This is a genomic window from Agromyces sp. Marseille-Q5079 (genome assembly GCF_051016555.1).
GTDB lineage: Bacteria > Actinomycetota > Actinomycetes > Actinomycetales > Microbacteriaceae > Agromyces.
The window spans coordinates 505197-518235 of sequence record NZ_JBPEJF010000001.1; the positions used below are offsets into that span (position 1 = coordinate 505197).

At 69.1% G+C, this 13039-nt stretch carries 14 protein-coding genes; 7 read left to right on the plus strand and 7 right to left on the minus strand.

The features are described from left to right. Positions 1–63 precede the first annotated feature (63 nt). The gene (locus tag ACR3IO_RS02375) at positions 64–960 is read right to left on the minus strand and encodes a helix-turn-helix transcriptional regulator (RefSeq protein ID WP_434069553.1); all 897 of its coding nucleotides are present in this window, start codon (positions 958–960) and stop codon (positions 64–66) included. Between the two features lie 147 nt (positions 961–1107). On the opposite strand from ACR3IO_RS02375, the gene ACR3IO_RS02380 reads away from it, so the two are divergent. Together ACR3IO_RS02380 and ACR3IO_RS02385 are read left to right on the plus strand one after the other, a co-directional pair. After that, on the plus strand, positions 1108–1587 hold the full coding sequence (locus ACR3IO_RS02380; RefSeq protein ID WP_434069554.1) for an SDR family NAD(P)-dependent oxidoreductase: 480 nt from the start codon (positions 1108–1110) through the stop codon (positions 1585–1587). Between the two features lie 28 nt (positions 1588–1615). Beyond that, positions 1616–2596, plus strand: a complete 981-nt coding sequence (locus ACR3IO_RS02385) for an aldo/keto reductase (RefSeq protein ID WP_434069555.1) — start codon at positions 1616–1618, stop codon at positions 2594–2596. 252 nt (positions 2597–2848) lie between these two features. Here the strand turns inward: ACR3IO_RS02385 and ACR3IO_RS02390 are convergent, their stop codons facing one another. The 3 genes from ACR3IO_RS02390 to ACR3IO_RS02400 all read right to left on the minus strand — a co-directional run bounded on the left by ACR3IO_RS02390 (position 2849) and on the right by ACR3IO_RS02400 (position 5239). Next, positions 2849–3313 carry a YdeI/OmpD-associated family protein gene (locus tag ACR3IO_RS02390; protein ID WP_434069556.1) on the minus strand — a complete coding sequence of 155 codons (465 nt, stop codon included), beginning with the start codon at positions 3311–3313 and terminating at the stop codon, positions 2849–2851. Between the two features lie 87 nt (positions 3314–3400). Next, a complete protein-coding gene (locus tag ACR3IO_RS02395; RefSeq protein WP_434069557.1) occupies positions 3401–4498 on the minus strand; it encodes a DNA glycosylase AlkZ-like family protein in 1098 nt (365 codons plus the stop codon). A gap of 102 nt (positions 4499–4600) precedes the next feature. Further along, positions 4601–5239, minus strand: a complete 639-nt coding sequence (locus ACR3IO_RS02400; RefSeq protein ID WP_434069558.1) for a TetR/AcrR family transcriptional regulator — start codon at positions 5237–5239, stop codon at positions 4601–4603. A 112-nt stretch (positions 5240–5351) separates the two neighbouring features. Between ACR3IO_RS02400 and ACR3IO_RS02405 the strand changes: the two genes are divergently transcribed. Together ACR3IO_RS02405 and ACR3IO_RS02410 are read left to right on the plus strand one after the other, a co-directional pair. Continuing rightward, on the plus strand, positions 5352–6788 hold the full coding sequence (locus tag ACR3IO_RS02405) for a purine-cytosine permease family protein (protein ID WP_434069559.1): 1437 nt from the start codon (positions 5352–5354) through the stop codon (positions 6786–6788). Then, the gene (locus tag ACR3IO_RS02410) at positions 6785–8017 is read left to right on the plus strand and encodes a serine hydrolase domain-containing protein (RefSeq protein WP_434069560.1); all 1233 of its coding nucleotides are present in this window, start codon (positions 6785–6787) and stop codon (positions 8015–8017) included. Before ACR3IO_RS02405 ends, ACR3IO_RS02410 begins: the two co-directional genes overlap by 4 nt. Here ACR3IO_RS02410 and ACR3IO_RS02415 read toward each other — a convergent pair. Then, positions 8014–8466: an HTH domain-containing protein gene (locus ACR3IO_RS02415; protein WP_434069561.1), complete on the minus strand. Its 453-nt coding sequence runs from the start codon at positions 8464–8466 to the stop codon at positions 8014–8016. The genes ACR3IO_RS02410 and ACR3IO_RS02415 overlap by 4 nt on opposite strands. 51 nt (positions 8467–8517) lie before the next feature. On the opposite strand from ACR3IO_RS02415, the gene ACR3IO_RS02420 reads away from it, so the two are divergent. Continuing rightward, positions 8518–9219 carry an alpha/beta hydrolase gene (locus ACR3IO_RS02420; protein WP_434069562.1) on the plus strand — a complete coding sequence of 234 codons (702 nt, stop codon included), beginning with the start codon at positions 8518–8520 and terminating at the stop codon, positions 9217–9219. 8 nt (positions 9220–9227) lie between these two features. Here ACR3IO_RS02420 and ACR3IO_RS02425 read toward each other — a convergent pair whose 3' ends face one another. Continuing rightward, a complete protein-coding gene (locus tag ACR3IO_RS02425; protein WP_434069563.1) occupies positions 9228–10196 on the minus strand; it encodes an AraC family transcriptional regulator in 969 nt (322 codons plus the stop codon). Positions 10197–10338: 142 nt separating this feature from the next. Here ACR3IO_RS02425 and ACR3IO_RS02430 point away from each other — a divergent pair, with 142 nt between their 5' ends. Next, entirely contained in the window at positions 10339–11196 is an 858-nt protein-coding gene (locus ACR3IO_RS02430; RefSeq protein ID WP_434069564.1) for an NAD(P)H-binding protein, read from the plus strand. A 39-nt stretch (positions 11197–11235) separates the two neighbouring features. Next, positions 11236–11685 carry a DUF1772 domain-containing protein gene (locus ACR3IO_RS02435; RefSeq protein ID WP_434069565.1) on the plus strand — a complete coding sequence of 150 codons (450 nt, stop codon included), beginning with the start codon at positions 11236–11238 and terminating at the stop codon, positions 11683–11685. 57 nt (positions 11686–11742) lie between these two features. Here ACR3IO_RS02435 and ACR3IO_RS02440 read toward each other — a convergent pair whose 3' ends face one another. Continuing rightward, entirely contained in the window at positions 11743–13038 is a 1296-nt protein-coding gene (locus ACR3IO_RS02440) for an ABC transporter substrate-binding protein (protein ID WP_434069566.1), read from the minus strand. Position 13039 lies beyond the last annotated feature (1 nt).

Here is a 13039-nt window from a genome sequence, read left to right on the forward strand (position 1 = left end):
AGACGTCTACGGATCCTTCAACGGACGCGTCAATCGAGCCTTCGGCTCAGGCGACTTCGCGATTCAGCTCAGATTGCGTTCCGTACTGGCGGCAGCCGCGGAGGGAGTGCTGTTCGACTCGGCCCAGTTGGCCAGGAGCTGAAGGCGGTCGGCGGAGGCGGAGCCTGGCTCGGCGGAGAAGACGAGCATCTGCAGGCCGCGATCGGAGGCCAGATCCATGCTCTGGTAGGTGAGCTCGAGGTCGCCGACGATCGGGTGGTGGAGCCTCTTGAGGCCGGTGCGGTGCTCACGCACGTCGTGGGCGCCCCAGAGTTTGCGGAAGAGGTCGCTGCGGGTCGAGAGTTCGCCGACGAGGTCGCTGAGTTGCCGGTCATAGGCGGAACGGCCGGCTTCGGCGCGAAGGATGGCGACGATCTGGCGGGTGTTGCTCTCCCAATCCTGGTAGAAGGTCTGGGCACGCGGGTCGAGGAAGACGAATCGTGCAGCGTTCACCGGCGGGCGGGCGCCGTCGAACATCTCGGAGAAGAGCGCCAGCCCGAGCCTGTTCGTGGCGATGGCGTCGAGGCGGCCGTTCTGCACGAACACTGGGACCGTGGACATCGCGTCGATGGTCTGTTGCATGCCCGCGGTCAACTGAGTCTTTCGACTCTGCCGGCGTCGTTGGGGGTGTGCGCCGGCGTTCGCGGTGCGGATCAGCTCATACAGGTGGGAGTGCTCCGCCTCGTTGAGCTGTAGGGCGCGGCTGACGCCGTCGATGACCGCCTCGGAGACGCCGGTGGCGTTGCCGCGCTCGAGGCGCTTGTAGTACTCGGCGCTCATGCCTGCGAGCAGGGCGACCTCTTCGCGGCGGAGCCCGGGCACCCGGCGGCGGCCACCGTAGTCGGGGAGGCCAGCCTTCTCCAGGGTGAGCTTCGCCCGGCGCGAGGTCAGGAACTCGCTCAGGTCGTCGTGGGTGTCCATGCCTCGACGGTACGCCGATCCGCCGCCGGTAGAGGGTCCCTGCTGGTGCACCCGTAGGTAGAGCCACGCTCACTCACGCGTCGACGGGTTGACTCGAAACACAAGCCGGCCGAACCGCTGGCAACGATCTTCACGGAGGCATCACCCATGAGCAACGTTTGGTTCATCACCGGAGCCGGCCGCGGCCTCGGCATCGACATCGCCCAGTCCGCCCTCGCCGCCGGCCACCAAGTCGTCGCGACCGGCCGCGACCCCAAGAAGGTGCTCGAGGCGATCGGCGAGCACGAGAACCTCCTGACCGTCGCCCTCGACATCACCGGCCAGGAAGCCGCGAACGCTGCAGCTGAGGCCGCCGTAGAGACCATCTGGCCCGAGCTGGACGTCGAAGACTACGCCGAACTGACCGCACAGCCGATCGAGGCGTGGAAAGGCATGAACGGCCGTCAAGGCGGCGACCCGAAGAAGCTCGGCCGCGCGCTCGTCAGCCTCTCCGACTCCGGTGGTCTGCCGCTGCGGTTCCTGGCTGGCGCCGACGTGATGGCCGGCGAAGAGGAGAACCTCGCCACCATCCAAGGCCAGATCGACGCCCACCGCGAGCTGTCCGCATCGCTCAGCTTCGACGCCTGAGCGCCCACACCCGAGAAGAAGGACCAACATGAAGAACGCGCGTCTCGGAAGCCTCGAGGTCTCCCGCATCGGGCTCGGTGCCATGACCATGGCCGGCACGTACACGACCGGCGGCGGCCTCGACGACGACGAGTCAATCCGCACCATCCACCGCGCCCTGGATCTCGGCGTGACCCACCTCGACACCGCCGAGGTCTACGGCCCCTTCCACAGCGAAGAGGTCGTCGGCCGAGCCATCAAGGGCCGCCGCGACCAGGTGAAGGTAGCCACGAAGTTCGGGCTCGTCTCGCATTCGGGGGCGGAAGGACGGGTCATCGACAGCTCCGCCACGAACGTGAAGGCGGCTGTCGAGGGGTCGCTGCGGAGACTCGGCACTGACCACATCGACCTCTACTACCAGCACCGGGTCGATCAGGGCACGCCCATCGAGGAGACGGCAGGCGCCGTGGCCGAGCTGATCGCCGAGGGGAAGGTGCTGCACTTCGGTCTCTCCGAGGCATCGCCCGAGACCATCCGCCGCGCTCACGCCGTGCAACCGGTCTCGGCACTGCAGACCGAGTACTCGCTGTGGACGAGAGATGTCGAGGCCGAGATCCTGCCGCTGCTCCGCGAGCTCGGGATCGGGTTCGTCCCATATTCCCCGCTCGGCCATGGGCTGCTCACCGGGCAACTGCGTTCGGCGGCCGACATCCCCGAGGGAGACTGGCGGAAGACCAACCCGCGGTTCATCGCCGAGAACTTCGACCGCAACCTCGCGATCGTGGACGAGGTTCGAGCCATCGGCGCCGAGATCGGTGCCACCCCGGCGCAGACCGCGCTCGCCTGGATCCTCACCCGCGGCGACGACATCGCCCCCATCCCCGGTACCCGACGGGTCTCCCGAGTGGAGGAGAACACCGCGGCCGACGCCGTGCAGCTGAACCCCACGCAGATCGACCGCCTCAGCGCCCTCGAGACCGCAGCCGGCGAACGGCACGACGAAGCGAACATGGCCTCGATCGACCGCTAACCGCCGCAGACCCACCGCCACACACGTACACCGAGGTGCACGAGACGGCAGCGCGTATTCTCCCAGGCGCCCGCTGGCAGCAGTTCCCCTTGTGGCGCTACGCCCTCACCTGGAACAAGCCAACCGACACCACTACAGACATCCGCTGAGGGATCGTCGTCCGGCGAAATGTCGGTGTCGAGACCTGCGCGGTTCCGGGCGTAGCTGGTTGGAACACAGATCTCGCAACGATTGCGAACTTCCGGTGCTCCGTCAGGGACGTTCCTTGTGTCCTTGCTGCAGCAGGGACACCATTTCGGCGATCCGGATCGGCCGTTGATCCGGTCGGCGTTTCGTCGAGTCGATCCACCGTAGCCATGCTGTGCGGTAGAACTGCGCGAGCGAGTCGAAGAACGCGGCCGCTTCCGGAGCAGCGTCGAGCGCGGTAGCGACGTCCGGGGCGAGATCGGCGCGCTGCGGTCCCTCTGGCTCGAGCACCACGTGCACCTCAGCACCGTCACGCAATGCGACTCGGCACCAGGCTGGGCCGAGCGCGATCACCGGCCCGTCCACCCGCTTCTCGATGATGCCGCGCATGGGACGGCCCGCGACCGAACCCGACACTGGATGGCGAGGCTTGGCGCCCCAGGCCTCATCGGGGTCGAACGGAATCGGAACTCGCGTTCGACCCTCCCGATCCACGACAACTGTGGTGCGGAACTTCAGCTGCTCACTCACGGGTATCAGCCTGCCACTACCCACGCGGCGCCACGCTGGCAAGGCCCTTCAGCCGATCCGCCTGCGGGCGTCGGTGGGTGAATGACGTCACCGGTCATCGACGTCGATGTTGCGACCGAGTACCTCGGAGAGTCTGCCGCGTGCGGCCTCGAGCAGGTCGCGCGGGAGTGCCCCGCCGAATGTCGCCACGGTGAGCAGATCATCGGCGATCTTCCATGTGCCGACGACGCGGCCGTCGAGCGTCACCGGATTCGCGCCGCGGGAGATCTCTCCACGCCGGTCGGGCGGGACGATGTGCGTGTCGGCTGTGCCCGCGCCAAGGACCCAAGGATCAAGTCCTGGCAGCAGATGCATGGCGCCCGGTTCCGGCTCCGATGCCAACTCATCGACATCACCGGCGTGACAGAGCAGTTCATCTCCGTCGACATCGAGCGTCACGATCTCGTTCTCCAGCATTCGCTCGATCCAGCCGGCGATGCGCTTCCGGCCGGCGCTGAGGCCCTCGCCGAGCCAGTACTGGAGGTGATCGGCAGACGCAGGCCCGTAGGAGGACAGGTACGCGCGCACGGCCCGCGGCCCGGCATCTTCGACATCCGGAATGCCCGACCAGCCGGACGCGACCAGCGGCGATTGCAGCATGAGCACTCCGTCGCGTGCAGGGCCGAGGCAGAGGTCGCCTTGCCACGCGAACGGCTTGAGAAAGGTGCACGACCTGTCGGTGAACGCCGCAGCGAGATGCGAGAACCGAGCGTCGCGAACGACCACGGTGGCCAATTCACGCTGGCTGAGAGGGCCGGATGAGAGCGCGTCACGCACGACCGCTCGGAGCAACGGCCAGTCCTCGGGTTCGAGGCTGTAGAACTGGCGCCAGCTCTTCAGCTCCCACTGGCGCCCGACCGCCCGGATTGCGAGGTACGTTCCAACGTCCTCGGGTACGAAGTAGTTCATCGAACCGCGGAACGCGAAGGTCTTGACGAGCCGCCCCTGTTCGAACGCGGCCGCCACCGCTCCCAGCCGCGGATGTCTCATGCGCGTCCCGATCGCGAGCTCGGCGTCACCCGACCACGACGGAACCGCGACCAGCCGGTGCACTGCCTCCTCGACAGAGGAGGCATCCGCATTGACGAGAAACTGACGCCGCATCCGCCACGCGAGGATCCCATGCCATCCGATCGCCGCAAGCATGACGGCATGCTAGCGATCGCCGACGAGTGCGCGCGACATGCACGATCAGTCGGCGAAGGCGAGTGGCCGCATGTTCGCCCTCGCACGTGCCCGCGCCGCGCGTCAGCTCGGGTGCAGTTCGGCGATGGCGGCCCTGAGCCGCCCGGGATCGAGGCCGAGCGCCCATTCGGCGGCGTCGGTGACGAAGCGGGTGTAGGCGTCGTGCTCGAAGGCGCCGACGTCGTTCACGTACGCTCCGTAGCCGTCGACGGCGATGAAGATCCGGATGCACGCGTCGAACGGTTCTGCGGTGAACTCGCCCGTCGCGACGCCGACCTCGATGAGTTCGAGCAGTCGCGCGCGGTCGAGCGCCTCCTGTTCGACGAGCGCGGAGGCGAGCGCGGGCGTGAACCGGCAGAGGTGACGCGCATTGAGCCAGAGCCGGGCGATGTCGCGACCCTCGACGCTCTCCACGCGCTCCACCATCCGCGCGAGGCGTTCGAGCGGCTCGCCCTGCTCGGGCACCATCGCGTCACGCTCGTCGGCGACCGCCTGCACGAACGCGGCGATGACGAGGTCTTCGGCCGCGGGGAAGTAGTGGGTGATCAGGCCCGGCCGAACGCCGAGTCGTTCGGCGACGGCGCGAAGCGTGATGCGCTCGAGCCCATCGGCGAGCGCCACACTTGCGGCTTCGCGCACGATCTCGGCCCGGCGCTCGCTGGGTCGCTTTCGCGAGCGCACGACCGGAGCACTTGACACCATGCGATTCATGTTATTGGATGGGCGACCAATAGCCAATTGGTCGCCCGACCAATAAAAGTGCCGCCTCGGAGGAATCGACGGCACCCGGCTCCCGAACTCCGAGAGGATCCTCGTGCCAACCAGCATCGACCCGGCAACGTCGCCGGCCTTCGTCGACACCGCGAGCCGCCCCGAGACGCGGGGCATCGAGCTGGTGAGTCCGTCCGACCGGCACGGCCGGGCCCGCGACCTGTTCTGGGTGTGGGCCGCACCCAACGTCAGCGTGCTGAACTTCACCATCGGCGCGACGATGATCCTGCTCGGCCTCGAGCTCTGGCAGGCGATCCTCGTCATCGTCGCCGGCTCGCTGCCGTGGGTGTTCCCGGGCATCCTCGCGATCGCCGGTCCCGCCGCCGGAACCTCCGGCTCGGTGATCACGCGCGCGCTGTACGGCGTGATCGGCAACAAGCTCGTGGTCACGTTCACGGGCTGGCTCATCTCGGCGGTCTTCCTCGCCCTCAACTGGCTGGCCTCCTCGTTCATGGGGGCCGACCTGCTCGCCCAGTCGGGGCTCACCGACCCGGTGCTGGGGCCCGTGCTCGTCACGGTCGTCGTCTCGGCGATCACGGTGCTCGTCGCGGTCTACGGGCATGCGCTCATCATCAGGAGCTACTCGGTGATCACCATCGTGCTGCTCGTGGTCTTCTTGGCCGTGACCGCGTTCATCCTGCCCCACGTCGACTGGAGCTACCGCGCGGCCGAACCGCTCGACGGCGTCGCGCTCTGGTCGGCGATGACGATCGGCTTCACGATCCTCGCCTCGACGCCGCTCTCCTACGCCAACAGCCCCGACATCGCGCGCTACCTGCCGCGCTCGACGAGGCCCTCGCACATCATCGCCGCGACCGCCCTCGGCGGCGCCCTGCCCTGCATCTTCTTCACGATCGTCGGCGCCCTGCTGGCCACCGCCGTCAGCGAGACAGCGATGGCCGCCGGCGTCGAGACGGCCCTGTTCGACCTGCTGCCCGCCTGGCTCGGTCCGATCTTCGTCCTCGCGGTCATCGTGAACACCGTCGCCCTGAACGGCATGACCACCTACACGTCCAGCATGGCGCTCCAGGCGGTCGGCGTGCCGATCCGCCGCATCCCCTCGGCCATCGTCGTCGGCCTCATCGGCACGGCCCTCACCCTCTACCTGGTGATGTCGACGAACCTGCTCGACGCGGTGAACCTCATGCTGCAGTTCCTCGTGATCGTCTCGGCCCCTGCGATGGCGATCTTCACGACCGACATCATCGTGCGCCGCAACCGCTACGACGGCGTCGCGCTCTTCGACGAGGATCGCGGCGGGCCGTTCTGGTACACGGGCGGCTGGAGCATCCCCGGCATCGGCGCGGTCGTCATCGGCGGGCTCACCACCGCGCTCTGCCTGTCGACCGACATCTGGTCGGGTCCGATCTCCGAGGCGATGGGATACGTCGACCTCTCGGTGCCGGCGGGCATGATCGTGGCCGCGGGCGTCTACCTCGGTCTCTCGAAGACCTCGCTCGGGCGAAGCACGCTCCGATGAGTGCCGCGGATGCCGCACGCCGCCGTGATGCCGCGGGCGGCTCGATCCAGGCGGATGCCGCGACCGGCCCCCACCCCGGCCGATACCCCGGCGCGGCGGCCGGTCGGCCGCGTCTGGCCACCTGGCAGGATGCCCCGGACAATCGCTGGGCATTCGCGCACCTCGGTGAGCTGGTGCCGACCGCGACGGTCGCCCGCAGCCTGCGCGCCGTGCCGGCCGAGGCCACGGTTCGGCTCGACGCGCTGACGCACTCGATGCCCGAACTGGAGGCGCGACTCGAGCGGAGTTTCACCGATGCGTTCCTCGTGCTGCGCGGCGCAGAGGTGCTCGCGGAGTACTACCGGCCGGGCTTCGCTCCCGACAGCCTCCACCTGGTGATGAGCGTCTCGAAGTCGCTCTGCGGACTCGTCGTCGGCGCGCTCATCGGCGCGGGCCGCATCGACCCCGAGCGGCCGGTGACCGACTACGTGCCCGAGCTCGCCGGCTCGGTCTACGACGGGCCGAGCGTCCGGCACGTGCTCGACATGCAGATCGCCATCGACTACGACGAGGACTACACGAACCCGGCCGCCGAGGTGCAGGCGCACGACCGCGCGGCGGGCTGGCGCGACCGACGCACCGGTGATGGCGCCGACACGTACGCGTTCCTCACGACGCTCCGCGGCAACGGTTCGCTCGGGGAGTTCCAGTACTGCTCGGCGAACACCGATGTGCTCGCCTGGGTCGTCGAGCGGGTCACGGGCCTGCGCTACAGCGACGCACTGTCGGTGCACCTCTGGTCGAAGCTCGACGCGGATCACGACGCGACCATCACCGTGGACGCCGCGGGCTTCGGCTTCGCGAACGGCGGGGTCTCGTGCACGGCGCGCGACCTGGCACGAGTCGGGCGGCTCCTGCTCGACGGCGGGGTCGCCCCACGCGGCCGGGTCGTGTCGGAGGAGTGGGTGAGCGCGGTCCTCGACGGCGGCGACCGCGAGGCGATGACGTACGAGGGCTTCACCACGGCCTTCCCCGACGGTTCGTACACGAGCCAGTGGTGGTGCACAGGCAACGAACGCGGGAACGTGAGCGCGATCGGCATCCACGGCCAGAACCTGTGGCTCGATCCGCGGACGGATTCGGTCATCGTGAAGCTCTCGACCTGGCCGGAGCCCGATTCGGCGTTCTGGCACGGGGTGCAGAGCGAGTTGCTGCTCGACGTGTGCCGGGCGCTGGACGCCGTCTCCTAGGATCTCGACCCCGCCGACCGTGCCTCACCCAGCGGCGGTGGGCTCGGAAGCCGGTCGTCGCCGGGCAGCGGGTGCGTCGGGTCGACGAGTGCGGTCGTGAGCTTGTGCATGCTCGAGCGTGCCGACTCGGTCGCGGTGGGTCCGAGCGCGACGAGCGCGACGAGCAGCGCCGCGACTTCGTCGGGCTCGAGCGCGATCGGGTCGAGATTCGATCGGACATCGAAGAGGTACCCGCCGCCCGGACCACGCCGGACGCGGATGGGGATGCCGCTTTCACGCATCCGCGCGACATCCCGTTCCACCGTGCGGGCCGTCACGCCCAGCGCGGCGGCGAGTGCCCGGGCGGATCGCGGAGCGCCACGACGGCGGCGAAGTTCCTCGATCAACGCGTGCTGGCGTTCGATGCGCCGCAACGTGAGGTGCGGGTCCGTCGATTTCGAGAACGCCATCTCCGAATCCCCGTCCTCTGCTAGTCGGCTTCTCTTTCTAGCATTTCTCCTATGACCGCATCCGTACTGATTCTGCCCGGCGCCGGACTTCCGGATTGGCTGTGGGACGACGTCCGAGCCCGTCTGAACGCCCCGTCGTTCATCGCTCCCCGACCGGCCGGGGGCAGCGCGACCGTGTCCGAGTACGCGCAGGCCGCGTTGGACTCGCTGCCGGACGGGCCGTTCCTCGTCGTCGCGCATTCGGCCGGCGGCGTCGTCGCATCGGAACTCGCGCGCCTCGCGCCACCGAACCGGATGGTCGGCGTCGTCGCCGTCGCCGCGGTGATCCCGGAGTCCGGCGGATCGTTCGTGTCCTCGCTGCCGTTCCCGCAGAAGCTGATCCTGCCCGCCGTGATGCGAGTGGCCGGCACCCGCCCGCCCGAAGCCGCGATCCGGAAGGGCCTGGCGACGGGTGTCGACGAGGGGCTCACGCGGCGACTCGTCGAAGATCTCGTCCCGGAGCCGCGAACCTACTTCACGTCGCGCGTCGGCTCCAACGCGGCACTCCGTGCGGCGCCCGTGAGGACCTACGTCTTGACCGCCGGCGACGCGGAGCTCCCGCTCGCGCTGCAGGACCGCTTCGCCGCCAGGCTCGACCCCCACCAGACCATCCGACTCGACGACGGACACCTGCCCATGCTCACCGATCCGGAGGCAGTCGCTGCAGCGGTCGCCAATGCACTCGCCGTCACTGACACCGAGCCCGCTGGGTGATCCGGGCCTCAGCCGCCGTCCGGCACCGACAGCGCCTGACGGCGCGCCGCGCCCGGCGTCGTTCCGATGGTGCGGGCGAACGCGCGGGTGAAGCTGGCCTCGGACTGGTAGCCGACCTCGGCGGCGACCTGTGCGACGGTGGCGCGGTCATCGCGCAGACGGCCTGCCGCGAGGTTCATGCGCCAGCGTGTGACGTAGGCCATGGGCGCCTCGCCCACGATGCCGGTGAAGCGTGCGCTGAACGCCGACCTCGACATCGTGGCGGTGCGGGCGAGCTGCTCGAGGTTCCAGTCGCCGCCGGGGTTCGCGTGGATCGCCTCGAGGGCGCTGCCGATCCGATCGTCCTGCAAGGCCAGCAGCCAGCCGTCGCGCGCGGACGGGTCGTGCGCGAGCCAGGCGCGGATGGCCTGCACGACGAGGATGTCGGAGAGCCGCGTGGCGACGGCCTCCGCGCCGGGCTGCGCGCGGGTCAGCTCGTCAGCCATCAGGCGAAGCGTGTCCCGAACCGACGCCGCCATCACGGTCTCATCGCCGCGCACGGTCAGCACGCTCGGCAGGCCACGCACGAGCTCTTGGGCGGCGAGGTCGTCGAAGGCGACGACCCCGCAGATCAGCTGCGTCGCCCTCCCGCCGCCGCCGTGCTGGAGGATCGAGTAGTGCGGCCCCACGAAGTGCTGCGGGAGCAGGTCGACCCTCGCTGACGACCGGATCTCCGGGGAGCTCATGATCTCGTGCCCGAGGCCGTGCGGCACGAGTGCGAGATCGCCGGCACGCAGCTCGACGGGTTCGCGTCCGTCGACGCGGAGCCAGCACGATCCGACCGTCGGCACGTGGAAGCTCACCGAGCCGGCGATCGCCGGCATCTCCAGCCCCCACGGCTCGGTGAGCTCGGACCGGCAGTAGAAGACCCCGCGCATGCGCAGCGTCTGCAGAACCCTGGCCACGCGGTCTCGGCCGTCCCATGGTGTTGCATCCATGGCTCCATCGTGCCGCAGATGATGCTCGAGCGTCTTGTCTGATTGGACGAATGGACAAGAAATGCGGACAGACCAGCATTGTTCCGCCGGCCGGGCCTGCATAGCGTCGGATCAGGAGACAACACCAACAAAGGAGCGAGACATGTATGCAGTGGCTGGAGCGACAGGACGGGTGGGATCGGCAACGGCACGTCACCTGCTTGCGGAGGGAGCGGACGTGCGGGTTCTCGTTCGAGACCGTGACCGCGTCGAGGAATGGACCCGGCAGGGCGCGGAGGCCCGTGTCGTCGATCTCGGTGATCGGGCGGGCCTGCGCGACGCGATCACCGGGTGCGACGGCCTCTTCGTCCTCCTGCCGTTCGATCTCACGGTCGACGACCTCGACGCCTACGCGGACGCGGTCACGACCTCGGTCGCCGGCGCGGTCGCCGACAGCGGAATCCCGCACGTCGTCATGCTCTCCGCCGGCGGGGCCGACCTTCCCGACGGCACCGGTCCCATCGCGGGCATGCACCGAATGGAACAGGCGCTGCAGGCAACGGGCACCGTGCTGACCGCGCTCCGGTCGGGGCACTTCCAGGAGAAGGTCGGCGACCTCATCGAGGCCGCGCGGGCCGGGGTCTATCCAGTCTTCGCCGCGTCGGCCGACATCCCGCTTCCGATGATCGCGACGAGCGATCTCGGTGCGACGGCCGCGCGAGCGCTGTTGTCACCGGATGCCGCGAGCACCTCGATCGACGTGAGCGGGCCCGCGTATTCCGAACGAGAGGTCGCCGGGGTCCTCGGAGCGGCACTGGGCCGCGAGCTCGAGGTCGTCGTGCTGCCCGAAGACGCATGGGTACCCGCGCTGATCGAGGCCGGCTTCCGTCCTCACGTGGCTGAGAGCCTCGCCGAGCTCTACCGCGCCGACGAGGAGGGACTGCTGGCGCCCCGCGGGGATCGCGTCGCACGTGTCGGCACACCCATCGAGGTCACGATCGCCGGCCTCACCGCCGCCTGATCGACGAGGGAGCGCACCATGAATGGGATTCCGGAAGCGGTGCTCGTCGCCGCGACCGTCGGCAACGGGCTCCTCGCGGGGGTGTTCTTCGCCTTCAGCTGCGGGGTCGTGCCGGGCCTGCGCCGCGTCGACGACCTTTCGTACGTGACGGTGTTCCGCGCCATCAACGGGAGCATCGTCAACCGCCTGTTCCTCCTCGTGTTCCTGGGGGCTCCCATTGCGACCGGTGCAGCCACGGCGTTGCATCTCGGCGCTGCACGTCAGGGCACGCTGGCATGCCTCGTGGCGGGTCTCGTGCTCGGCCTGTTCTCCTTCGCGGTGACGGCGTTCGTCAACGTGCCGCTGAACAACCAGCTCGACGCTGCGCCGATCGGCGACGCGCAACAGCGGAAGGAGGCACGCGACCGCTTCGAGCGGCGATGGAACAGGTGGAACCATGTGCGAACCGCCGCCAGCACCGCCGCGCTGCTCCTTCTCGCCATCGCCTGACGGAACGACGGATGCCCCGGACCTCGTGGGTCCGGGGCATCCGCCGTGTGCGCTCGATTACGACGTGGGGACGCCGTCGTTCTCGAGCGGCACCGCGTCGCCGTCATAGGGCTCGACGCCGCCGGATCCGTCGCTGACGTAGGTCACGCCGATGAAGTCCTGCACGCCGTCGGCCACCGTGGTGATCGAGACGCCCTTGTAGGCGGCGTGGCTGTCGGCGCCGAACGAGAGCGGCACGAGGCCGTTGCCGACGAGGTCGCCCGACTGGATCGCGTCGACGATGCCCTGCCGGGTCGGCTCGTCGCCCGCCTTGGCGAGGGCCTCGGCGAAGAGGTAGCCGACCGACATCCCGAACACGGTGTTGCCGTCGAACGGGGCGCCGTCGTTGTACTCGTCGTTGATCTGGCGGAACAGGTCGTCCCACTCGTTGCCGGGCGCGTAGGGCAGGTAGTTCGTGGTGACGAAGCCCTCGAGGAGCAGCGTCGCCGCGTCACCGAGGAAGCCGGCGAGCGTCACGTAGTCGCCGCCCGACGACGACGACATCCACTGCGCCTGGTACCCGAGCTTCGCGGCCGTGCCGATGGCGAGCGCCGTGAAGCCGTTGACCGTGGCGAGCATGTTCACCTCGCAGCCGGCGGCCTGCATGGCGCCGATCTGCGCGACGACGTCCTGGTTCGAAACCGAGTAACGCTGCACGCTCGCGAGCGACCCCTCGCCGAGCACGTTCTCGAGGCCCTCGATGAACTCGTCGCCGAAGTCGTCGTCCTGCCCGAGCACGCAAACGGACTTGCCCGCGAACTCGTCGTCGGCGTACTGCGCGAGCGCCTCGGCCTCGGTGACGTAGTCGGCGTTGAACCCGAAGGTCCACGGGTACTCCTCGGGCTGGTTCCAGCTGGTCGAGCCCGAGGCCACGAACAGGTCGGGCACCTCGTTCTGGTTGAGGTAGTCGAGCACCGACGTGTGCGTCGGCGTGCCGAGGCCGTTCAGGATCGCGAAGACCTCGTCGTCCTGCACGAGCTCGCGCACGACGGTCTGCGTGTTCGCGGGGTTGTAGCCGTCGTCCTTCACGAGGTACTCGATCTCGCGGCCGTTCACGCCGCCGTTCTCGTTGAGGTACGCGAAGTACGCCGTCGTGGCGGCGGAGATCGACGAGTACCCGGCCGCGGCCGGGCCGGTGAGCGGCTGGTGGGTGCCGATCGTCACGGTGTCGTCGGTGACGCCGGGCGCGGCTTCGGCCGGGTCGCTCCCGGCGCTCGGGGTGCTGCACGCGCTCATCGCGACGAGCAGGGCGGATGCCGCGGCCACCGCCGCGACGGTGCGGCGTGGTGCGGATCGGGGCCGTGCATGGGACATG

Coding starts and splice junctions, on each gene's coding strand:
- ACR3IO_RS02375 (WP_434069553.1), bottom strand. CDS start 960: ATGGACACCCACGACGACCTGAGCGAGTTCCTGACCTCGCGCCGGGCG.
- ACR3IO_RS02380 (WP_434069554.1), top strand. CDS start 1,108: ATGAGCAACGTTTGGTTCATCACCGGAGCCGGCCGCGGCCTCGGCATC.
- ACR3IO_RS02385 (WP_434069555.1), top strand. CDS start 1,616: ATGAAGAACGCGCGTCTCGGAAGCCTCGAGGTCTCCCGCATCGGGCTC.
- ACR3IO_RS02395 (WP_434069557.1), bottom strand. CDS start 4,498: ATGCTTGCGGCGATCGGATGGCATGGGATCCTCGCGTGGCGGATGCGG.
- ACR3IO_RS02400 (WP_434069558.1), bottom strand. CDS start 5,239: ATGGTGTCAAGTGCTCCGGTCGTGCGCTCGCGAAAGCGACCCAGCGAG.
- ACR3IO_RS02410 (WP_434069560.1), top strand. CDS start 6,785: ATGAGTGCCGCGGATGCCGCACGCCGCCGTGATGCCGCGGGCGGCTCG.
- ACR3IO_RS02415 (WP_434069561.1), bottom strand. CDS start 8,466: ATGGCGTTCTCGAAATCGACGGACCCGCACCTCACGTTGCGGCGCATC.
- ACR3IO_RS02420 (WP_434069562.1), top strand. CDS start 8,518: ATGACCGCATCCGTACTGATTCTGCCCGGCGCCGGACTTCCGGATTGG.
- ACR3IO_RS02425 (WP_434069563.1), bottom strand. CDS start 10,196: ATGGATGCAACACCATGGGACGGCCGAGACCGCGTGGCCAGGGTTCTG.
- ACR3IO_RS02430 (WP_434069564.1), top strand. CDS start 10,339: ATGTATGCAGTGGCTGGAGCGACAGGACGGGTGGGATCGGCAACGGCA.
- ACR3IO_RS02440 (WP_434069566.1), bottom strand. CDS start 13,038: ATGTCCCATGCACGGCCCCGATCCGCACCACGCCGCACCGTCGCGGCG.